Source organism: Bradyrhizobium semiaridum (genome assembly GCF_020329505.1).
Classification (GTDB): domain Bacteria; phylum Pseudomonadota; class Alphaproteobacteria; order Rhizobiales; family Xanthobacteraceae; genus Bradyrhizobium; species Bradyrhizobium semiaridum.
In genome coordinates, this window is the sequence record NZ_JAGKJJ010000011.1 from 36,861 (window position 1) to 57,041 (window position 20,181).

At 64.8% G+C, this 20,181-nt stretch carries 16 protein-coding genes and 1 pseudogene; 8 read left to right on the top strand and 9 right to left on the bottom strand.

Annotated elements, in window-relative coordinates; all coding sequences use genetic code 11:
* Nucleotides 1-9: 9 nt before the first annotated feature.
* Both J6500_RS15250 and J6500_RS15255 read right to left on the bottom strand, forming a co-directional pair.
* On the bottom strand, nucleotides 10-1,866 hold the full coding sequence (locus tag J6500_RS15250) for an extracellular solute-binding protein (RefSeq protein ID WP_225713627.1): 1,857 nt from the start codon (nucleotides 1,864-1,866) through the stop codon (nucleotides 10-12).
* A 265-nt stretch (nucleotides 1,867-2,131) separates the two neighbouring features.
* Complete coding sequence (locus J6500_RS15255) at nucleotides 2,132-2,677, bottom strand: c-type cytochrome (RefSeq protein ID WP_225713522.1); 546 nt, start codon at nucleotides 2,675-2,677, stop codon at nucleotides 2,132-2,134.
* 197 nt (nucleotides 2,678-2,874) lie between these two features.
* Between J6500_RS15255 and J6500_RS15260 the strand changes: the two genes are divergently transcribed.
* A complete protein-coding gene (locus tag J6500_RS15260; RefSeq protein WP_225713523.1) occupies nucleotides 2,875-3,615 on the top strand; it encodes a 3-deoxy-manno-octulosonate cytidylyltransferase in 741 nt (246 codons plus the stop codon).
* 32 nt (nucleotides 3,616-3,647) lie between these two features.
* On the top strand, nucleotides 3,648-4,508 hold the full coding sequence (locus J6500_RS15265; protein ID WP_225713524.1) for a prephenate dehydratase: 861 nt from the start codon (nucleotides 3,648-3,650) through the stop codon (nucleotides 4,506-4,508).
* Nucleotides 4,509-4,652: 144 nt separating this feature from the next.
* Here J6500_RS15265 and J6500_RS15270 read toward each other — a convergent pair.
* Nucleotides 4,653-5,672: pseudogene (locus tag J6500_RS15270) on the bottom strand (LLM class flavin-dependent oxidoreductase).
* A 392-nt stretch (nucleotides 5,673-6,064) separates the two neighbouring features.
* Between J6500_RS15270 and metF the strand changes: the two are divergent.
* The 3 genes from metF to maiA all read left to right on the top strand — a co-directional run bounded on the left by metF (nucleotide 6,065) and on the right by maiA (nucleotide 11,720).
* The gene (gene metF / locus J6500_RS15275) at nucleotides 6,065-6,979 is read left to right on the top strand and encodes a methylenetetrahydrofolate reductase [NAD(P)H] (protein WP_225713525.1); all 915 of its coding nucleotides are present in this window, start codon (nucleotides 6,065-6,067) and stop codon (nucleotides 6,977-6,979) included.
* Between the two features lie 3 nt (nucleotides 6,980-6,982).
* Nucleotides 6,983-10,834: a methionine synthase gene (metH, locus tag J6500_RS15280; protein ID WP_225713526.1), complete on the top strand. Its 3,852-nt coding sequence runs from the start codon at nucleotides 6,983-6,985 to the stop codon at nucleotides 10,832-10,834.
* A 226-nt stretch (nucleotides 10,835-11,060) separates the two neighbouring features.
* Nucleotides 11,061-11,720 (top strand): maleylacetoacetate isomerase, encoded by a 660-nt coding sequence (gene maiA, locus J6500_RS15285; RefSeq protein WP_225713527.1) that lies wholly within the window; start codon nucleotides 11,061-11,063, stop codon nucleotides 11,718-11,720.
* Nucleotides 11,721-11,983: 263 nt separating this feature from the next.
* On the opposite strand, the gene J6500_RS15290 is transcribed toward maiA, so the two are convergent.
* The 4 genes from J6500_RS15290 to J6500_RS15305 all read right to left on the bottom strand — a co-directional run bounded on the left by J6500_RS15290 (nucleotide 11,984) and on the right by J6500_RS15305 (nucleotide 15,529).
* Nucleotides 11,984-12,445 (bottom strand): DUF3237 domain-containing protein, encoded by a 462-nt coding sequence (locus J6500_RS15290; RefSeq protein WP_225713528.1) that lies wholly within the window; start codon nucleotides 12,443-12,445, stop codon nucleotides 11,984-11,986.
* 4 nt (nucleotides 12,446-12,449) lie between these two features.
* Nucleotides 12,450-13,754 carry a TRAP transporter large permease gene (locus tag J6500_RS15295; protein ID WP_225713628.1) on the bottom strand — a complete coding sequence of 435 codons (1,305 nt, stop codon included), beginning with the start codon at nucleotides 13,752-13,754 and terminating at the stop codon, nucleotides 12,450-12,452.
* Nucleotides 13,755-13,772: 18 nt separating this feature from the next.
* A complete protein-coding gene (locus tag J6500_RS15300) occupies nucleotides 13,773-14,339 on the bottom strand; it encodes a TRAP transporter small permease (protein ID WP_225713529.1) in 567 nt (188 codons plus the stop codon).
* 167 nt (nucleotides 14,340-14,506) lie between these two features.
* The gene (locus J6500_RS15305) at nucleotides 14,507-15,529 is read right to left on the bottom strand and encodes a TRAP transporter substrate-binding protein (protein WP_225713530.1); all 1,023 of its coding nucleotides are present in this window, start codon (nucleotides 15,527-15,529) and stop codon (nucleotides 14,507-14,509) included.
* Between the two features lie 293 nt (nucleotides 15,530-15,822).
* Between J6500_RS15305 and pobA the strand changes: the two genes are divergently transcribed.
* Entirely contained in the window at nucleotides 15,823-16,992 is a 1,170-nt protein-coding gene (gene pobA / locus J6500_RS15310; protein WP_225713531.1) for a 4-hydroxybenzoate 3-monooxygenase, read from the top strand.
* A 327-nt stretch (nucleotides 16,993-17,319) separates the two neighbouring features.
* The gene (locus J6500_RS15315; RefSeq protein WP_225713532.1) at nucleotides 17,320-17,763 is read left to right on the top strand and encodes a PaaI family thioesterase; all 444 of its coding nucleotides are present in this window, start codon (nucleotides 17,320-17,322) and stop codon (nucleotides 17,761-17,763) included.
* On the opposite strand, the gene J6500_RS15320 is transcribed toward J6500_RS15315, so the two are convergent.
* Nucleotides 17,760-18,653, bottom strand: a complete 894-nt coding sequence (locus tag J6500_RS15320; protein ID WP_225713533.1) for a LysR family transcriptional regulator — start codon at nucleotides 18,651-18,653, stop codon at nucleotides 17,760-17,762. The genes J6500_RS15315 and J6500_RS15320 overlap by 4 nt on opposite strands.
* 119 nt (nucleotides 18,654-18,772) lie before the next feature.
* Here J6500_RS15320 and J6500_RS15325 point away from each other — a divergent pair, with 119 nt between their 5' ends.
* A complete protein-coding gene (locus tag J6500_RS15325) occupies nucleotides 18,773-19,408 on the top strand; it encodes a pyridoxamine 5'-phosphate oxidase family protein (protein WP_225713534.1) in 636 nt (211 codons plus the stop codon).
* Here J6500_RS15325 and J6500_RS15330 read toward each other — a convergent pair.
* Nucleotides 19,405-20,136, bottom strand: a complete 732-nt coding sequence (locus J6500_RS15330; protein ID WP_225713535.1) for a glutathione S-transferase family protein — start codon at nucleotides 20,134-20,136, stop codon at nucleotides 19,405-19,407. The genes J6500_RS15325 and J6500_RS15330 overlap by 4 nt on opposite strands.
* Nucleotides 20,137-20,181: the final 45 nt, after the last annotated feature.

Below are 20,181 nucleotides of genomic sequence, written 5' to 3' on the forward strand. Positions count from 1 at the left end.
ATCCTTGATCTATGAACGCTTGAGCTTGGCCGCCTTGTCGGCGTCGTACCACCAGAGGTTTGGGAAACCCGAAACACCATATTTCGGCAACGGGTCGGGACGGCTGAAACGATCCCAATAGACGTAACGCTGCTTGTCGTAATTGAAGTGGGGAACGCAATAGAAGTTCCAGAGCAGCACCCGATCCATCGCCTTGGCGGCGGCGATCTGCTCGGCGCGGCTCTTGGCGAAGATGATGCGCTCGATGAGGGCATCGACGGCCGGATTCTTGATGCCGGGAAGATTGTTCGAACCGGGACGATCGGCCGCCTGTGAGCCGAAATTGTCGCGCTGCTCGTTGCCGGGCGAGAGCGACTGCCCCCACACCTGCGTGGTCATCTCGAAATCGAAGTCGCGGATCCGGTTCTGGTACTGCACGGTGTCGACGGCGCGCAGATTGACGGTGATGCCGAGGCGCTCGAGGCTCGGCTTGTAGAACAGTGCGATCCGTTCCATGCCGGGATCGGCGCTGGCGCCGAGCAGCTCCACGGTGAACGGCTGGCCGGACGGATCGACCAGCTTGCGGTCGCGGACCTCGAAGCCGGCTTCCTTCAGCAGCCGGGTTGCCTCGCGTAAATTGGCGCGCACATTCTCCGGGGTGCCGCCGACCGGATCCTTGTAGGGCGTGGTGAAAACCTCGGGCGGGACCTTGTCGCGCACCGTCGTGAGGATCTCGAGCTCCAATCCTTCCGGCAATCCGGTCGCCATCAGGTCTGGGATGCCGTCGAAATAGCTGGAGTCGCGATGATAGTCGCCATTCGACAGCGTGCGGTTCATCTCCTCGAAATCGAACGCGTAGTTGAAGGCACGGCGCAGCCTGGGGTCGGCAAACTTCGGACGACGGAGATTGAACACCCAGCCCTGCATCCGTCCGACATTGCGAACGGGGAACAATTCCTTGATCAGCCGCCCCTCACGAACCGACGCAACGTCGTAGGAGGCGGACCACTCCTTGGCGCTGCGCTCGCCGTACCAGTCGAACTGGTCGGCCTTGAGCGCCTCGCGTCCGACGGTGTCGTCACGGAAGTACTCGTAGCGCAACTCGTCGAAATTGTTCTGGCCGACCGCGATCGGATTGTCCTTGCCCCAATAGTCCTTGACCCGTTCAAGCACCAGCGATCGTCCGGCGACGAACTCCTTGATCTTGTAGGGACCCGAGCCGAGCGGCGGCTCCAGCGTGCTCGCGGTGACGTCGCGTTTCCTGCCCTGCGCGTCGGTGCCCTCCCACCAATGCCTGGGCAGGACAATGAGCTGGCCGGTGATCATCGGCAATTCGCGATTGCCTGGGCTGTCGAAGGTGAACTTGATGTCGCGCTCGCCGATCTTCTCGGCCTTCTCGATATGGCGGTAATAGCTACTGAACATCGGGCTGTTGCCCTTCAGCGCCTCGAACGAGAAGATCACGTCCTCGGGCGTGATGGGCTTGCCGTCGTGCCAGCGTGCATTGGGGCGCAAGCGGTAAACGACGTAGGAGAAATCGTCGGGAAACGCCGCGGCTTCGGCGAGCTCGCCGTAATACGTATCGGGCTCGTCGAGCGAGGCTTCCATGAGGGATTCGTAGATGCGGCTGACGCCGGTCGCGACCGTGCCCTTCAGGCCGGCCACGACGATGTTGAAGCTGTCATAGGTGCCGAGCTGGAACAGCCGCACCACGCCGCCCTTCGGCGCGGCTGGATTGACGTAGTCGTAATTCTTGAAATCGGCGGGATATTTGGCCTCACCGTAGGTCGAGACGGCATGCCGCCATTTCAGCCCGTCCGGGGCGGCGTCGGCGAGCGCCGGTGTGATCGCGGAGAGTCCGGAGTTGAGTCCGAGCGCCGGCGCCATTGCGGCGAGCGCGCTGCCTTGAAGGAGGTGTCGTCGGGTGATCGCCAAAATCGCTCTTCCTGTTCGCGGCCCCCGCCTACATGGGACCCAGTATAAGGCAACGGTTCGACAGATTACGTTGCTTTTTCCTCATGATGATCGCCGGGGAACCATTCCGGTGCGGCGAAACGTCCCGATAACAAGCCTGCGATACGGATTCCGCATGCGAAAACGGCCAGGCAATGCCTGGCCGTTTGATCCCTGGCGGAGCCGCACGAAGCAATCGTTACTTTGAGGCGGTCGGCAGCGGAGCCGGATGTTCCGAGTTGGAATTCAGATAGGCGATGATATCGGCGCGCTCGCTGTCCTTCGGCACGCCGGCGAAGCCCATCGCGGTGCCCGGGATGAACGCCTTCGGATTGGTCAGGAACTTGTTGAGGTCGTCGAAGGTCCATTCGCCGCCCTTGGCCTTCATGGCCGCCGAGAAGTTGAAGCCGCGGCCCTCGCCCTTCTTCTCGCCGACGACGCCGAACAGGTTCGGGCCGACGCGGTTCGGGCCGCCCTTCTCGAAGGTGTGGCAGGCGCCGCACTTCTTGGCGGCGGCGGCACCCTTCTCGACCGAGGCGGTCTGCAGCAGTTTCTCGATTGGCTCGGACTGCGCCGCGGCCGCGCCGCCAGCACCGTGGGTCTCCTCCTTCACGGCGATCTCGAAGCCCGGCTTCTCCGGAGCCTTGGCCGAAATGATCGACCCGGCGGCAAAGCTCATCACCAGGACAAAAATGCAGGTGCCGAGAACCGCACCGAGAATCTTGTTGAGTTCGAAGGAGTCCATTTCGGGTCAGGCTCCGGGCCTTGAATGTCGACTTCAGGCCGGGAAACGGCCGGGGGGAAGACCTGGGAATCGGCCTTTTGTCCGCCCCCCAAGCAGGGTTGAGATATCGGTTTGCCCGCGCTCTGGCAACCCGTATAAACGCGCCGGATTCCACCCCCTCCCCATCAATTCCGCAGGCCGGACGGGCCTGGAGGCGAATGACCGATCTGCGCACCTTGGTGCTGATTCCGGCCCGCATGGCCGCGACCCGACTGCCCGGCAAGCCGCTGCTCGACATCGCCGGCCAGCCGATGATCGTCCATGTGCTGCGGCGGGCCGAGGAGGCCGGCATCGGCCGGGTTGCGGTCGCCACCGACACGCCCGAGATCGCGGCCGCGGTGAAGGCCGCCGGCGGCGAGGTGGTGATGACCCGCGCCGACCACCCGTCCGGCTCGGACCGCATCCACGAGGCGATGACGATCCTGGACCCTGACGGTGCTGCCGAGATCGTGGTCAATCTGCAGGGCGATTTCCCGACCATCACGCCCGAGACCATCCGCAGCGTGATGCCGGCGCTGAGCGACCCCGCCGTCGATATCTCGACGCTGGCCTCGCAAATCCATACCGAGGACGAGGACCTCGCCCCCAGCGTGGTCAAGGCGGTCGGCTCGCCGATCGGGCCGAACCGGCTCCGCGCGCTGTATTTCACCCGCGCCACCGCGCCCTATGGCGAGGGGCCGCGCTACCACCATATCGGCCTTTACGCCTACCGCCGCGGCGCGCTGGAGCGGTTCGTGGCGCTGCCGCCCTCGCCGCTGGAGCAGCAGGAGAAGCTGGAGCAGCTCCGCGCGCTGGAGGCCGGGATGCGGATCGACGTCACCATCGTCGACACCGTCCCGCGCGGCGTCGATACCCCGGCGGACCTCGAAACCGCGCGCAGGATACTTTCCAAGACCTGAGCTGGTGCTAAAAGGCCCGCAGGACAGAACCCATGACTCAGAAGCTGAAAATCGCGTTCCAGGGCGAACCTGGCGCCAATTCCCATATCGCGATCGCCGAGGCCTATCCCGACGCCGAGCCGATGCCCTGTGCGACCTTCGAGGACGCGCTGGCCGCGATCTCCTCGGGTGAGGCCGACCTCGGCATGATCCCGATCGAGAATTCGGTCGCCGGCCGCGTCGCGGACATCCATCACCTGCTGCCGGCCTCCGGCCTCTACATCGTCGGCGAATGGTTCTTGCCGGTCCGCCACCAGCTGATGGCGGTCAAGGGCACCAAGCTTGCCGACATCAAGAGCGTCGAGAGCCATGTCCACGCGCTCGGCCAGTGCCGCCGCGTGATCCGCAAGCTCGGCATCAAGCCGATCGTCGCCGCCGACACCGCCGGCAGCGCCCGCGACATCTCCGAGCGCAAGGACAAGAGCGTCGCGGCGATCGCCTCCCGCCTTGCCGCCGAGATCTACGGCCTCGACATCCTCGCCGAGGACATCGAGGACGAAGCCCACAACACCACGCGCTTCGTGCTGCTGGCGCGCGAGGCCAAATGGGCCGCGCAGGGCTCGGGGCCGCTGGTCACGACGTTCGTCTTCCGGGTGCGCAATCTGCCCGCCGCGCTGTACAAGGCGCTGGGCGGCTTTGCCACCAACGGCGTCAACATGACCAAGCTCGAGAGCTACATGGTCGACGGCAATTTCTTCGCCACGCAATTCTATGCCGACGTCGACGGCCACCCTGACGACCGCGGGCTCGCATTTGCGCTGGAGGAACTAAAATTCTTCTCGCGCGAATTCCGCATCGTCGGCGTCTATCCCGGCCATCCGTTCCGCGCGACTTTCAGCGAAACGCGGGATTAGCCGAAGCTGCCTCCAGCGTCGTCCCGGCGAAGGCCGGGACCCATCACCACAAATGCAGCTTGCTGCACGACTCCGGAACGACGAGTCCCTTTCTCAACAATCGCCGCGGCGTATGGGTCCCGGCCTCCGCCGAGACGACGACCATTATGCGGCCGCCCTCTTGTTCAGCCCAAACGCCTCGGCCAGCAGGCTGTACGACTTCTTCCTTGCCGCGTGATCATACACCGCGGTGATCACCATCAGCTCGTCCGCCTTCGTCGCTGAAATCAGCGGCTGCAGCCTTGCCAGCACCGTCGATGGGCTGCCGACGAAGAAGCGGGCGCGGTTGCGGGCGATCGCGGCGCGCTCGGCGTCGCTGTAGGGATAGGCCATCGCCTCCTCGACGCTGGGCAGCGGCAGATACTGGCCGCGGTCGCGGCGCAGGCGGTTGAGGTCCATCGACATCGCGAGCTGCTCGGCCTCGGCATCGGTCTCCGCCGCGACGGCCGCGACCGCCAGGATCGCCTACGGCGCGCTGCGCCAGCCCGACGGCGTGAAATGCGCGCGATAATTAGTCATCGCCGCGACCGCATCATGGGTCGCGAAATGATGCGCGAAGGCAAAGCCCATCCCGACCTGCGCGGCAAGCTCGGCGGAGTAGTCGCTCGAGCCGAGCAGCCAGATCGGCGGCAGCGGCGAATCGTCCGGCATCGCCACCACCTTGTTGTAGGGATGGCCCGGCGGGAAATCGCGCGTCTCCCACAAGGTCAGCTCACGCAGCCGCTCGAGGAAATCATCGCCCTCGCGCTTGTCGAGCCGGCTGCGCAGCGCGTAGGCGGTGGCACCATCGGTGCCGGGCGCGCGGCCGAGCCCGAGATCGATGCGGCCGGGAAACAGCGCCTCCAGCATCTTGAAGCGCTCGGCGACGACCAGCGGCGCGTGGTTGGGCAGCATCACGCCGCCGGAGCCGACCCGGATGTGCTGCGTCACCGCCGCGATCTGCCCAATCATCAAATCGGGCGCTGGGCTCGCGACGGAAGCGAGGTTGTGGTGTTCGGCGAGCCAGTACCTGACATAGCCGAGGCCATCGACATGGCGCGCCAGATCGATGCTGTTGCGCAGCGCGGCGGCAGGCCTGGTGCCTGTGGTGACGACGGAGAGGTCGAGGACGGACAACGGGATCATGGCCGCAACCTAGTGTGACCTCGCGAGCCGACAAAGACGCGGGCCGCGCAGGTCAGGCCCGCGCCGGAAGGCTGCCGCCGGGCCATCGCAGCTGCCAACTACCTTGGGACGAAATACGACACTTCATCGAAGCTTCAATACTGCCCACACTATTTTGAGCGACTTGAACGAAGTCGCAAATGTGGTATATTATTCATATAATTCAATAGTTTGTATGTTTTTTTAGCGGATCCAATTGGGTTGCCCACCAGCTCCTTTCAAGGAGCAATATGCGGATATAATTTCCACACAGTGGGCAAATTCCCATCTCCGATGGGCTGTCTGATTGGGCCGGTTTGGCCTATCTTGGAGCACTCATACACCGGCCAGCTGTTGCGGAGCCCTTGCGTATCATGACCGAGACCTTCTCTCCCGTGCCGAGCGGGCAGCGCGCGCCAAAGACTCCGAAAATCTCCTTCGAGTTCTTCCCGCCGAAGACCGAGGAGATGGAGCGCAGCCTGTGGGAGACGATCAACCGCCTGGCGCCGCTGACGCCGAACTTCGTATCGGTGACCTATGGCGCCGGCGGCTCGACCCGCGAGCGCACCCATTCGACCATCGCCCGCATCCTCAAGGAGACCGACCTGCTGCCGGCAGCGCATCTGACCTGCGTCGGCGCCAGCCGCGGCGAGATCGACGAGATCGTCGACCGCTACCACGAGGTCGGCGTCCGCCACATCGTGGCATTGCGCGGCGATCCGCCCGGCGGCATCGGCACGCCCTATTTCACCCATCCGGACGGCTACCAGAGCTCGGCCGAGCTCGTCGCCGGAATCAAGAAACGCCATCCGGATATCGAGATCTCGGTCTCCGCCTATCCGGAGAAGCATCCGGAAGCCGCAAGCTTCGATGCCGATATCGACACGCTGAAGGCCAAGGTCGACGCCGGCGCGGCGCGCGCGATCACCCAGGTGTTCTTCGACAACGATCTCTACCATCGCTATCTCGACCGGGTGCGCGCGCGCGGCATCGATATTCCGATCGTGCCGGGCATCATGCCGATGCACAATTTCAAGCAGGCCCGCAATTTCGTGACCCGCGCCGGCACCAGCGTGCCGGACTGGCTCGCCGAGAAATTCGACGGCCTCGACAACGACGCCGAGACCCGCAAGCTGGTGGCGGCCACCGTCGCCGCCGGCCAAGTGCAGAAGCTGTTCAAGCACGGCGTCGACACCTTCCACTTCTACACCATGAACCGCGCGGACCTCGTGTTCGCGATCAGCCATCTGCTCGGCATCCGGCCGAATGGCGCCCAGAAAGCTGCCTGAACCATGACTGTGCCTGTTTCTCCCAAGCGTAACGCTTTGCTCGCGGCCGCCCGCGAACGCATCCTGGTGCTCGACGGCGCCATGGGCACGATGATCCAGGGCCTGCAATACGACGAGGCCGCGTTCCGCGGCGCGCGCTTTGCCGACTTCCACCGCGACATCAAGGGCAATAACGACGTCCTGATCCTGACCCAGCCCGACGCGATCACGGATATCCACGCCGCTTATCTGCGCGCCGGCGCCGACATCGTCGCCACCAATACCTTCTCGTCGACCTCGATCGCGCAGGCCGACTACGACATGTCGGACCTCGCCTATGAGCTGAACCTGCAGGGCGCCCGGCTCGCCCGCGCCGCGGCCGAGCGCGTCTCGGCCGAGGACGGCAAGGAGCGCTTCGTTGCCGGCGCGCTCGGCCCGACCAACCGTACCGCGTCGATCTCGCCCGACGTGTCCAATCCCGGCTATCGCGCCGTGACTTTCGACGATCTGCGCAAGGCATATGGCGAGCAGGCGAAGGGTTTGCTCGACGGCGGCGCCGACCTGCTGCTGGTCGAGACCATCTTCGACACACTGAACGCCAAGGCCGCGCTGTATGCGATCGCCGAGATCATCGAGGAGCGCGGCATCGACGTGCCCGTGATGATCTCCGGCACGATCACCGACAAGTCCGGCCGCCTGCTCTCCGGGCAGTTGCCGGAAGCGTTCTGGCATTCGGTGCGGCACGCGCGGCCGATCACGATCGGCTTCAACTGCGCGCTCGGCGCCGAGGACCTGCGCGCCCACATCGCCGATATCGGCCGCGTCGCCGACACGCTGGTCTGTGCGTACCCGAACGCCGGCCTGCCCAACGAGTTCGGCCAGTATGACGAGACGCCCGAGTACATGGCGCGGCTGATCGGCGAGTTCGCCGCCGCCGGCCTCGTCAACATCGTCGGCGGCTGCTGCGGCACCACGCCGGACCATATCGCCGCGATCGCCAAAGCCGTCGCCCCGCACAAGCCGCGCGTCGTGCCCGAGATCGCGCCAAAGCTCAAGCTGTCCGGCCTCGAGCCGTTCACGCTGACGGACGCGATCCCGTTCGTGAATGTCGGCGAGCGCACCAACGTCACCGGATCGGCGCGCTTCCGCAAGCTGATCACCGCGGGTGACTACACCGCGGCGCTGCAAGTCGCGCGCGATCAAGTCGAGAACGGCGCCCAGGTCATCGACGTCAACATGGATGAGGGCCTGCTCGATTCCGAAGCCGCGATGGTGACGTTCCTCAACCTCGTCGCCGCCGAGCCCGACATCGCCCGCGTGCCCGTGATGGTCGATTCGTCGAAATTCCATGTCATCGAGGCCGGCCTGAAATGCCTCCAGGGCAAGCCGATCGTGAACTCGATCTCGCTGAAGGAAGGCGAGGAGAAGTTCATCCACGAGGCGACGGTTGCGAAACGCCACGGCGCCGCCGTGGTCGTGATGGCGTTCGACGAGACCGGCCAGGCCGACACATTCGCCCGCAAGACCGAGATCAGCAAGCGCGCCTACGACATCCTGGTCAATCGGCTCGGCTTCCCGCCCGAGGACATCATCTTCGATCCGAACATCTTTGCGATCGCGACCGGCCTCGAGGAGCACAACAATTACGGCGTCGACTTCATCGAGGCGACGCGCTGGATCCGTCAGAACCTGCCCGGCGCCCACGTCTCCGGCGGCGTCTCCAACCTGTCGTTCTCGTTCCGCGGCAACGAGCCGGTGCGCGAGGCGATGCACTCGGTGTTCCTGTATCACGCCATCAAGGCCGGCATGGACATGGGCATCGTCAATGCCGGGCAGATGATCGTCTATGACGACATCGACCCTGAGCTGCGCCAGGTTTGCGAGGACGTGATCCTGAACCGCGATCCCGGCGCCTCGGAACGGCTGCTGGCGCTGGCGGAGAAATTCCGCGGCAAGGAGAAGCAGGCGAAGGAGGCCGATCTCGCCTGGCGCGAATGGCCGGTCGAGAAGCGGCTGAGCCATGCGCTGGTGCACGGCATCACCGAATTCATCGAGGAGGACACCGAGGCCGCCCGCCAGAACGCCGCGCGTCCGCTCGACGTCATCGAGGGTCCACTGATGGCCGGCATGAACGTGGTCGGCGATCTCTTCGGCGACGGCAAGATGTTCCTGCCGCAGGTTGTGAAGTCCGCCCGCGTGATGAAGCAGGCGGTCGCCTATCTGATGCCGTTCATGGAGGAGGAGAAGGCGCGCAACCTCGCCAATGGTGTGGCCGGCGGCCGCAACGCCGCGGGCAAGATCGTGCTCGCGACCGTGAAGGGCGACGTCCACGACATCGGCAAGAACATCGTCGGCATCGTGCTCCAGTGCAACAATTTCGAGGTCATCGATCTCGGCGTCATGGTGCCCGCCACCAAGATCATCGAGACCGCCAAGGCCGAAGGCGCCGACATCATCGGCCTGTCCGGCCTGATCACGCCGTCGCTCGACGAGATGAGCTTCCTGGCCGGCGAGCTCGAGCGTCAGGGCATGAACGTGCCGCTCTTGATCGGCGGTGCCACCACGAGCCGGGTGCACACTGCGGTGAAGATCGACCCGAACTACAGGAGCGGGCCGGTCGTGCATGTCAACGATGCCAGCCGCGCGGTCGGTGTCGCCTCCTCGCTGCTGTCGGCCGAGAAGAAGCAGGCCTATGCCGCCGAGGTGCGCGCCGAATACGCCAAGATCTCCGCGGCGCATTTCCGCGCCCAGGCCGACAAGAAGCGGCTGAAGCTCGCCGAGGCCCGCGCCAACAAGGTCGCGATCGACTTTGCCAAGGCGCCGCCGAAGCAGCCGACGTTCTTCGGGCTGAAGAGCTTTGACGCCTACGATCTTGCCGAGCTCGCCGATTACATCGACTGGACGCCGTTCTTCCAGACCTGGGAGCTGACGGGACGTTTTCCGGCGATCCTCGACGATCCCAAGGTCGGCGAAGTCGCGCGCTCGCTCTATGACGATGCGCGCAAGATGCTCGATACCATCATCAGGGAGCAGTGGTTCACCGCTCGCGCCACGATCGGCTTCTGGCCGGCGAACGCCGTCGGCGACGACGTCGAGGTCTATGCCGACGAGACGCGCCGGCAGAAGATCGCGACCTTCCATACCCTGCGCCAGCAGCTCGAGAAGCGCGAGGGCCGCTTCAACGCCGCGCTGTCCGATTTCATCGCGCCGAAGGAGAGCGGCGTGCCCGACTATATCGGCGGCTTCGTCGTCACCGCCGGGATCGGCGAGGATGCGGTCGCCGACCGCTTCAAGAACGCCAATGACGACTACTCTTCGATCCTGTGCAAGGCACTGGCGGACCGCCTCGCCGAGGCCTTTGCCGAGCGCATGCACCAGCGCGTGCGCAAGGAGTTCTGGGGCTATGCGCCGGACGAGACGTTCACGTCGGACGAACTGATCCTCGAGAAGTATGACGGCATCCGGCCGGCGCCGGGCTATCCGGCACAGCCCGACCACACCGAGAAGCAGACGCTGTTCGCGGTGCTCGACGCCGAGAACACTGCCGGCGTCAAGCTCACCGAGAGCTTTGCGATGTGGCCGGGCTCCTCGGTCTCGGGACTCTACTTCAGCCATCCCGAAAGCTTCTATTTCGGCGTCGGCAAGATCGAGCGCGACCAGGTCGAGGACTATGCCGCGCGCAAGGCGATGAGCGTCACCGAGGTCGAGCGCTGGCTGGCGCCGGTGCTGAACTACATCCCCGCGCAGGACGGCGCGAAGGAGATCGCGCCAGCCGCAACCCCCGCCAACGACGCCGCGGACCTTGCCTCGCATCCGAAGGGCTGCACCTGCGCCGTGCACCTCGCCTGGCGCAAGAAGGCGATCGGCGCGGGGTAGCTCTCTTCGCCTCCCCCCGCTCTTCGCCGGGAGAGGCCGAAGCCGCAGGCTTCGGGTGAGGCGTGGTGCCGCAACAACGGTCTCTCCTTGAGGATGAGGATTTTCGAATCCGAGAGCGCTATAGTGCGGCACCATCGCGCCATGCCCCTCACCCGGATCGCATCTGCGATGCGATCCGACCTCTCCCCGCAGGAGCGCGGGGAGAGGTGAAGAACGGAACTCTCCCATGCAATTCTTCTCCTTCTGGCGATCGCTGGCGAGCTTTCGGGTGCGGATCGCGCTCAACCTGAAGCAGGTGCCGGCCGAGGTGAGCTTCGTCGACCTCGACGCCGACGCGCATCGCACCGACGCTTACCGCAAGCTCAATCCGCAGATGGCGCTGCCGGCGCTGGTGACCGACGACGGCACGGTGCTGTTCCAGTCGCTCGCGATCATCGACTATCTCGACGAGACCTATCCCGATCCGCCGCTGCTGCCGGCCGATGCGCTCGGCCGCGCCCGGGTGCGCGGACTGGCGCTGATGGTCGCCTGCGAGGGCCATCCGCTGCTGACGCCGCGGGTGCGGCGCTATCTCGACCGCGAACTGGATTTGCGCGACAGCCAGCAGAGCGCCTGGCGCCGACACTGGACGGTCGAGACCTTGGCCGCGCTCGAAGGCCACCTCGCCGGGCACAAGGCGACCGGCCAATTCTGTCACGGCGATGCGCCCGGGCTCGCCGACATCTGCCTGGTCGGCCACGTCACCGCGGCGGTCAATCAGCAGATCAACCTGTCGCCCTGGCCGACGGTGAAGCGCATCCACGAAACTGCAATGGCGCTGCCGGCATTCGCGAAGGCACATCCGTCGGTGCAACCCGACACACCGGAAACGATGCGGGCGAAGTAGGTGCGGTGCAGCTGAGGCCGGCGCGCTGGTCAGGCTCCCTCCCCCCTTGCGGGGAGGGTTGGGGAGAGGAGTGCTACCGGGCGAGATCATCGAGAGAAGCGGCGACGCTGCAATTCAAGCGCGTGGAAGAAGGTGGAGAGAGTGCCCGTGTGGTACCCCTCTCCCTAACCCTCCCCCGCAAGGGGGGAGGGAACCCCTCCGTTGGAGGCTCCTTACCGCAGCACGAGCGCTCGAGCTTAACTGTGCCTAGCTCAACACCATCCTCATAACACCTGATGCACGTCGATCACCACGCGGTCGGCGTGGCGGGCTGCGGAGGCGATGAAGATGTGCTGCATCAGCCAGCGGTAGTTTTCGGCGCCGGTCTCGAATTTCGGCACGGTACGGAAATAGATCAGCTTCGGATCGACCGGCTCGCCGCGCTTCAGCTTCTGCAACAGGTCGACCGGCCCGAAGCGGATGCCGCGGTTCTCGACGTACACCACGGCGCCGTCGTCGGTCTCGAAGGCGTATTTCGCTTCCAGCTCGATCAGCTCGTTGGGGCGGATGATCTGGAAATCGGCGCCGAACGGCAGCACCTTGCCGTTGATGCCCTCGCCCCTTACCTCGCCGCCGATGATCGGGATGATCCGGCGGACGCCGGTGCCGATGTCGCCGGCGGAGGTCACCTCGGCGATGCGGGCGGTGATGGTGAAGACGTACTTCGTCTGAATCTCCGGAGCCATTGGGTTAGCCTATCATCCTTTGCGGCAGCCAGGTCGCGAGCAGCGGGAACAGGATCAGGATCACCAGCCGCACCAGGTCGGTAATCACGAACGGCAGCACGCCGACGAAGATCGTCGACATGTTGACGTCCTTGATCACGCTCTTGATCACGAACACGTTCATGCCGACCGGCGGATGGATCAGGCCGAGCTCGACGGTCATGACGATGATGATGCCGAACCAGATCGGATCGAAGCCGAGCGCGGTGACGACAGGGAACACGATCGGTACCGTGAGGATGACCATCGCCATCGCGTCCATCAGGCAGCCGAGCACCAGATACATCAGGAGGATCAGCGCCAGCACGCCATAGGGGCCGATGCCGAGCCCGGTGAGAAACGCCGTGACGTTCTGCGGCGTCTGGGTGATGGTGAGGAAATAGCCGAAGCAAAGCGCACCGATCAGCACGGTGAACACCGCGGCCGCGGTGCGGGTCGCCTGCAGCAGCGATTGCAGGATGCCGTCGCGGCTGAGTTTGCCGCGGAGGATGCCGATGATGAAGGCGCCGACCGCGCCGACCGCGCCGGCCTCGGTCGGGATGAAGAAGCCGCCATAGAGGCCGCCGATCACGAACAAGAACAGCAGCAGCGGCGACCACACGTCGCGCAGCGCGACCAGCCGCTCACCCCACGACGCCTTCACGCCGGCCGGCAGGAAGCCCGGCCGCACGATGCCGATGATGCCGATCGTGATCATGTGCATGAGGATCGCGAGCAGGCCCGGCACCACGCCGGCGATGAACAGTTTTCCGATGTCCTGCTGGGTGATGATGCCGTAGACCGCGAGCACGGTGGACGGCGGCAGCATCGCGCCCAGCGTGCCGCCGACCGCGATCACGCCGGTCGCAAACGACTGCGGATAGCCGAAGCGACGCATCTCCGGATAGGCGACGGCCGAGAAGGTCGCGGCGGTCGCGACCGAGGAGCCGGAGATCGCGGCGAAGCCGCCGCAGGCGCCGATGGTGGCGATGCCGAGTCCGCCCTTCCAGTGGCCGACGAAGGTGTTGGCGGCGCGGAACAGCTCGCGGCTGATGCCCGAGACGGAGACGAAGGCGCCCATCAGCAGGAACATCGGGATCACGCCGAAGGAATAATCCGTCACCGTTCGCATCGTGGTCTGGCCGACCAGCTTCAGCGCCGGCGCGAAGCCGGTGAGATAGCCGAAGCCGGTGATGCCGACGAGGCCCATTGCCATGCCGACGGGCACGCGCAGCAGCATCAGCACGAACAGGCTGACAAAGCCGATGACGGCAACGGTCTCGGGACTCAGGTCAAGACTCATGGCCGTCTACTCCGCGGTCTTGATCTTGGCGTCGTGAATATCTTCCGGATGGAAGATCAGGCGCCAGGTGCGGATCGCGATCAGCAGTACCGCGGAAACGTCGCCGAGCCACGACACCAGGAAGAACGGCCAGATCGGCACGCCGAGATCCATGGTGACGATGTGGCCGTTCTTGGTGTCGATCACCTTGTCGATCAGCGTGTAGGTCTGCACCGTCACCACGAACAGCAGCACCAGCGTGGCGAAGATATCGATCCAGCGCTGGTAGCGCGGCCTGACATTGGCCCAGACCAGGTCGACGGTGATGTGGGTGCCGCGATAGCTGGTCGCCGCGATACCCCAGAAGATCAGGATGCCGAGCAGGAATTGGCCGAAATTGTAGTAGTCAGGGATCGTCACCGCGAAGAACTTCCGCATGAACACCGCGAGAAAGGTGTTGAGCGCGACCACGCCGACGAAGAACGCCGCGACCCATTCGATGGAGTCGATGAAGCGGTCCATGAAATTCTTGCGCGCCGGCCCGGGTGGGCCGGTGATGACGCCGTCTTGGGAGACTTCGGCAGATTGTGTCATGCGTTGCTTCGACAAGCTCCCCCTCCCCGCCTGCGGGGAGAGGGTTGGGGTGAGGGACTATCCGCGAAACTGGGGCGAGTGGAGCAACCTGTACCCCCTCATCCGGATCGCCCGACGGGCGATCCGACCTCTCCCCGCGAGCGGGGAGAGGTGAAGGGACGGCGACGTTAAATCCCCGCCTCGAACTTCTTCAGCGTGGCCTGCAAATCGGCGTCGATCTTGGCGGCGTCGCCGCCGGCCTTCTTCACCGCCTCGGCCCAACTGTCGCGCAGCGGCTTCACGGCCTTCTTCCATTCGGTGAGCTGGTCAGCCGTGAGCTGATAGACCTCGTGGCCTTCCAGCGCCTTCATCTTGGTGCGGCCGTTGGCTTCGAAATCGGTCCAGGGATCGGTGACCTTGGACGCCCATTCCGGCGAACAGTGCGCGTCGATCACCTTCTTCTGGGCGTCCGACATCGAGTTATATTTGGCGAGGTTCATGTTGTAGGTGAACACCGTCGAGTACAGCGGCACGTCCATGTGGTACTTCACCACCTTGTCGATGCCGAACAGGAAGATCGAGCCCCAGGGGAAGGTGATCTCGTCGGCGACGCCGCGCTCGATCGCATCACGCGATTCCGGCGCCGAGGCCTGCACATTGGTGCCGCCGAACATCTTCACCATCTCGCCGATCGTGCTCTGCGCCGGGCGCACCTTGACGCCGTTGAGGTCGTTCGGCAGCACGATCTTCTTCTTGCCGTGCAGCGCGCCGGGATCATGGATGAAGGCGAAGCACAGCTTGGTGTCCTTCATCTCGGTCGGCGCATATTTGTGGTACCACTCGTTCAGCGCCAGCGTGCCCTTCTTGCCGTCGGAGAAGGTGAACGGCAGTTGGCCGGCGGCCGCGATCGGGAAGCGGCCGGGCTGATAGCCGGGATTGACATAGGTGACGTCGGCGATGCCGTCGCGCGCCATGTCGTAATGGTCGAACGCCTTGCCGAGCTGTTCGGAGGGGAACACGGTGACCTTGATGGTGCCGCCCGAGGCCTTCTCGATGTCTTCGGCCCAGGCCTTGGTCGCCGGCACCAAAGGATGCGCCGGCGGCACCCACAGCGACACCTTGAGATTGACGGTCTTGTCCTGCGCCAGAGCAGGCGTGACGACAGGCCCGACTGCCGCGGCCACGAGCAGCGCCAACAACGATTTCCTCATCGCATCTCCTCCCTCTCCATGATCGCGGGCTTCGTGCCCGCTTAGTTAGTTAACATGTTATATAATTTGCCCGCCCGATCAAGCCGGAATGCGCGCCGCGGACGCCACGTCGCACCCCGTCCTGGCCGTTGCATCGCCTTGCATCCCCTCGCATCTCGCATTGCGGGACAGGAATTTCCCGATGCAAAGATGCTTTGCCAGAACCGTTATATGATATAATTGCCATGGCAAGTTTCACGGCGGCAGCGGCGCGGGCGCCTCGCAGCAGCCTATCGCATCGGGAGGAGCAGGTATTGCGGACAAAAGTAGCAATCATCGGCGCAGGTCCGTCCGGACTGTTGCTTGGGCAACTACTTCATAAATTCGGCGTCGACAACATCATTCTGGAGCGCCAGACGCCGGAATATGTGCTGGCGCGGATCCGCGCCGGCCTGCTCGAGGAGGGTACGGTGTCGCTGCTCGATGCGGTCGGCGCCGGCGCCCGGCTGCATGAAGAGGGCCTGGTCCATCACGGCGTCGAGTTGGCGTTCGGCGGCGCCCGGCATCGCATCGACATGCATGCGGCGACCGGCAAGACCGTGACGATCTACGGCCAGACCGAGGTGACGCTCGACCTGATGAACGCGCGCAAGGCCGCCGGGCTGACCTCGGTCTACTCGGCAAGCGACGTCAAGCCGCATGATTTCGACACCGACCATCCGCGCGTGACCTATGTCAAGGACGGCGTCACGCACGAGATCGCCTGCGATTTCATCGCCGGCTGCGACGGCTTTCACGGCGTCAGCCGCGCCAGCGTGCCGGCCTCCGCGATCACGAGCTATGAACGGGTCTATCCGTTCGGCTGGCTCGGTATCCTCTCGGAGACGCCGCCAGTCTCGCCCGAGCTGATCTACAACAACCACGAGCGCGGCTTTGCGCTCTGCACCATGCGCTCGACCCACCGCAGCCGCTATTACGTGCAGTGCCCGCTCGACGATCATGTCGACCAGTGGTCGGACGCGCGGTTCTGGGACGAATTGAAGCGCCGGCTCGACCAGAAGGCCGCCGACGAGCTCATCACCGGCCCCTCGATCGAGAAAAGCATCGCCCCGCTGCGCAGCTTCGTCGCCGAACCGATGCGGTTCGGCAGAATGTTTTTGGCCGGCGACGCCTCGCACATCGTGCCGCCGACCGGCGCCAAGGGATTGAACCTCGCCGCCAGCGACGTGCACTACCTCTCGCAGGCGCTGCGCGAATATTACGACGAGAAATCCTCCGCCGGCATCGACGGCTACTCGGCCCGCGCGCTGGCGCGGGTCTGGAAGGCAGTGCGGTTCTCGTGGTGGATGACCTCGATGCTGCACAAATTCCCCGACGAGGGCGATTTCGCCGCGCGCATCCAGATCGCCGAGCTGGACTATCTGGTGAGTTCGAAGGCGGCATCGACCTCGCTGTCGGAGAATTACGTCGGGCTGCCGTTCTAGCGCTGCGGCGATGCCCCGCCCGTCATCCTGGCGACGGGTTGAGCAGCGCTGCAACATAACCGGTGTCGTCCTGCGAAAGCAGTGACCCATACCACCAAGGGTCATGGTTACGCCGCGCTGGGGCCACAACGTTCTCAACAACCCGACCCTGTGGCTATGGGTTCCTGCTTTCGCAGGGACGACACCGAATGTTTGGTGCCACTCGCGAGTGACGGGGATAGCGCTTTCAAACACCTCAGCGAATCACGTTTAAAACTTTGTAGGCGGTGAAATCGTCATCGACATCGCGTTCAATGGCGGCAACGCAACGCCACACGCGAGCCTCACATGACCACCGATGCATCCGTCGCCGCCGACGTTCCTGACGGCTTCGAACCGCATTTCCGCAAGAGTCCGCTCACCGAACCCTGGGAGCCGCTTTACGCCAAGAAGACCGACAAGGCCGTGATTATCGGGCTGCGGCTGGCGCGGCCGCACACCAACGGCCGTGGGCTGATCCATGGCGGGCTGATCGCCGCGCTCGCCGACAACGCAATGGGCTACAGCTGCGCGCAGGCAACCGGCTGGAAGACCACATTCGTGACCATCTCGCTGTCGGCCGATTTCGTCGGCACCGCCGATATCGGGCAATGGCTTGCGATCGAGAGCGACGTGATCAAGACCGGCAGCACGATCTGCTTCGCCCAGTGCCTGATCAAGGCCGACGACGTCACCATCGCGCGCGCCAGCGGCACCTTCCGCGTGGTGCCGAAGAAGGAACCTGTCGGCTAGCCGAAATGCCAGTCGGTGATCTCGGTGACGAGATCGATGAAGGTGCGCACCTTGGCGGAGAGCAGCCGCGTCGTCGGATAGACGACATGGATCGGCACCGCCGGCTGCTCGAATTCCGCGAGCACGATCTTCAGCCGCCCGGCCTTCAGCGATTCGGCGGCCTGATAGGCCATCACCCGCGTCAGTCCGCCGTCCTGCTCGGCATACTGGATGGCGGCATCCGAGCTGTTGCTGGTGAAGCGCGGCGAAGGGCCGACGCGGACCTCGCGCCCGTCCTCGACGAAGCGCCAATCCGGCTCCGCGGTCATGGCGCCGAACTGGATCGTGTCGTGGGCCAAGAGGTCGGCGGGCCGCTTCGGCTCCCCGCGGCGCTTCAGGTAGCCGGCCGACGCCACCACGATCCGGCGCATCTGGCCGACATGGCGCGCCACCAGCGTCGAATCCGGCAGATGGCCGATGCGGACCGCGAGGTCGACGCCGTCCTCGACGAGATTGATCCGGCGATCCGACAGGCGCAGGTCGACGCCGACATCCGGATAGCGCTTCAGGTAGGCGGTCACGACCGGGCTGACATGCAGCCGGCCGAAGCCGAACGGCGCCGAGATCACCAGCCGGCCCTCGGGCCGGGTGCGCTCGCCCTCGATGGCGTCCTCGGCCTCCTCGACATCGGCGAGGATCCGGCGCGCCCTCTCGAGGTAGCGCGAGCCGGCGTCGGTCAGCGTCACCTGGCGGGTGGTCCGCTGCAGCAGCCGCGCGCCGAGCCGCTCCTCCAGCGCCGCGATCAGCCGCGTGACGGCTGACGGTGAAAGGCCGAGCTTGCGTGCCGCGGGGGCGAAGCCCCGCAAATCGGCCACGGCGACGAAGGCCTGCATGGCGTCGAGACGATCCATTGCGTCATTGCATAATCGGCAACAGTGAAGTGTCAATCACCCAGATTGATTACAATCCGGAAACGTCCATTTTATGGAGCGAAGGACGGCCGTGGTGGCGCCCGTGACGGGAGGCTCAGATGTCAGACGTTCATGCCATTTCCAGCGATGTCGCGTTCAGCCCGGCCGTGAAGGCGATCCAGACCCGCAAAGGCTCGCGCGACGGCTATGCCGAGATGGAGGCGCACGGCGGCTTCCGCACCGCGATCGACGAGAACCTTGCTGCCTTCCTCGCCAGCGCCAACAGCTTCTATCTCGCCACGGCCTCCGCCGACGGCCAGCCCTACATCCAGCACCGTGGCGGGCCGGCGGGCTTCATCAAGATCCTAGACAAGTCGACGATCGCGTTCGCCGACTATGCCGGCAACCGGCAGTTCATCACGCAAGGCAATCTGTCGGAGAACCCGAAGGCCTACATCTTCGTCATGGATTACGCACACCGCCGCCGCGTCAAGCTGTGGGGCGAGGCGCGCGTGGTGGAGGATGATCTGGCGCTGACACGCTCCCTGATGCCGCAGGGTTATCGCGCGCGGCCCGAGCAGGCGATCCTGTTCAAGGTCGAGGCGTGGGACACCAACTGCCCGCAGCACATTCCGCAGAAGTTCGACGCCGCCGATGTCGCCGCGGCGCTAGCGACGCGCGATGCGCGCATCGCCGAACTCGAGGCCGAGTTGGCCGCATTGAAGGGCCAGTCCGCCCCCGCTTCGGCGGGTTAAGCCGCTTGCTGCTGCAACGGTGCCCAAGCGAACTCCGGATAATATTGCAGCATCATCCGGTCGACATAGGCGGTGAGATTGTCGAACTTCTCGACCCGCGCGCGCAGCGGCGAATCGAAGAACGGGGTGAGGATTCCCGCGAGCGCGCCGAACGCGGTGGCGTCGGTGCCGCATGGCGTCTTTCCCATCAGATAGGGCTTGTCGCCGAGCTGTACCGACAGCGCGAACAGCGATCGCATCGCAAGGTCGACGTCCTCATCGGGCGCGTGACGGCCGAGACCGCTCAGCAGATAATTCTCGGCGACGCGGAACTGGGCATCCTCGCGCATCTTGTCGCGCATGTGATCGGGCGCGCCATCGAAGAAATGCGCCGGGCCCTTGGCGAAATTGGTGTCGTCGACCCAGCGAGCGCCGACCAGCGCCCAGTAGACGTGATGCTCGATCATGCGCTCGAAGGCCCAGGCCTGCGCGCGTGCCTGCAAGCTCAGCGGCGCGTCGAAATCGAAACCGTATTTGCCCTCGATATGGGCGCGGATGAAGGTCGAATCGGCGATCGTCTCGCCGTCATCCGAGATGAACGGCAGCTGGCCCTTCGGAGAGGCCGGCGGCATCGCCTTCTCCTTGCGATAATCGAGCCCGGCCATCTTGAGCTGGACTTCCGTCTTGGTCACGAAGGGGCTGATCTCGGGCAGGCCGAACCCCGTGCCGAAGCCAAAAAGCGTAATCATATGAAGCTCCTGATTGCCTGGTCGTGAATCGAGACTAGCCGCCCC

What these genes read in the sequence shown, in the direction of transcription:
- metH (WP_225713526.1), top strand. Translation starts at nt 6,983, where the DNA reads ATGACTGTGCCTGTTTCTCCCAAGCGTAACGCTTTGCTCGCGGCCGCC.
- J6500_RS15300 (WP_225713529.1), bottom strand. Translation starts at nt 14,339, where the DNA reads ATGACACAATCTGCCGAAGTCTCCCAAGACGGCGTCATCACCGGCCCA.
- J6500_RS15320 (WP_225713533.1), bottom strand. Translation starts at nt 18,653, where the DNA reads ATGGATCGTCTCGACGCCATGCAGGCCTTCGTCGCCGTGGCCGATTTG.
- J6500_RS15330 (WP_225713535.1), bottom strand. Translation starts at nt 20,136, where the DNA reads ATGATTACGCTTTTTGGCTTCGGCACGGGGTTCGGCCTGCCCGAGATC.
- metF (WP_225713525.1), top strand. Translation starts at nt 6,065, where the DNA reads ATGACCGAGACCTTCTCTCCCGTGCCGAGCGGGCAGCGCGCGCCAAAG.
- J6500_RS15250 (WP_225713627.1), bottom strand. Translation starts at nt 1,866, where the DNA reads ATGGCGCCGGCGCTCGGACTCAACTCCGGACTCTCCGCGATCACACCG.
- J6500_RS15260 (WP_225713523.1), top strand. Translation starts at nt 2,875, where the DNA reads ATGACCGATCTGCGCACCTTGGTGCTGATTCCGGCCCGCATGGCCGCG.
- J6500_RS15305 (WP_225713530.1), bottom strand. Translation starts at nt 15,529, where the DNA reads ATGAGGAAATCGTTGTTGGCGCTGCTCGTGGCCGCGGCAGTCGGGCCT.
- maiA (WP_225713527.1), top strand. Translation starts at nt 11,061, where the DNA reads ATGCAATTCTTCTCCTTCTGGCGATCGCTGGCGAGCTTTCGGGTGCGG.
- J6500_RS15265 (WP_225713524.1), top strand. Translation starts at nt 3,648, where the DNA reads ATGACTCAGAAGCTGAAAATCGCGTTCCAGGGCGAACCTGGCGCCAAT.
- J6500_RS15315 (WP_225713532.1), top strand. Translation starts at nt 17,320, where the DNA reads ATGACCACCGATGCATCCGTCGCCGCCGACGTTCCTGACGGCTTCGAA.
- J6500_RS15255 (WP_225713522.1), bottom strand. Translation starts at nt 2,677, where the DNA reads ATGGACTCCTTCGAACTCAACAAGATTCTCGGTGCGGTTCTCGGCACC.
- J6500_RS15290 (WP_225713528.1), bottom strand. Translation starts at nt 12,445, where the DNA reads ATGGCTCCGGAGATTCAGACGAAGTACGTCTTCACCATCACCGCCCGC.
- J6500_RS15325 (WP_225713534.1), top strand. Translation starts at nt 18,773, where the DNA reads ATGTCAGACGTTCATGCCATTTCCAGCGATGTCGCGTTCAGCCCGGCC.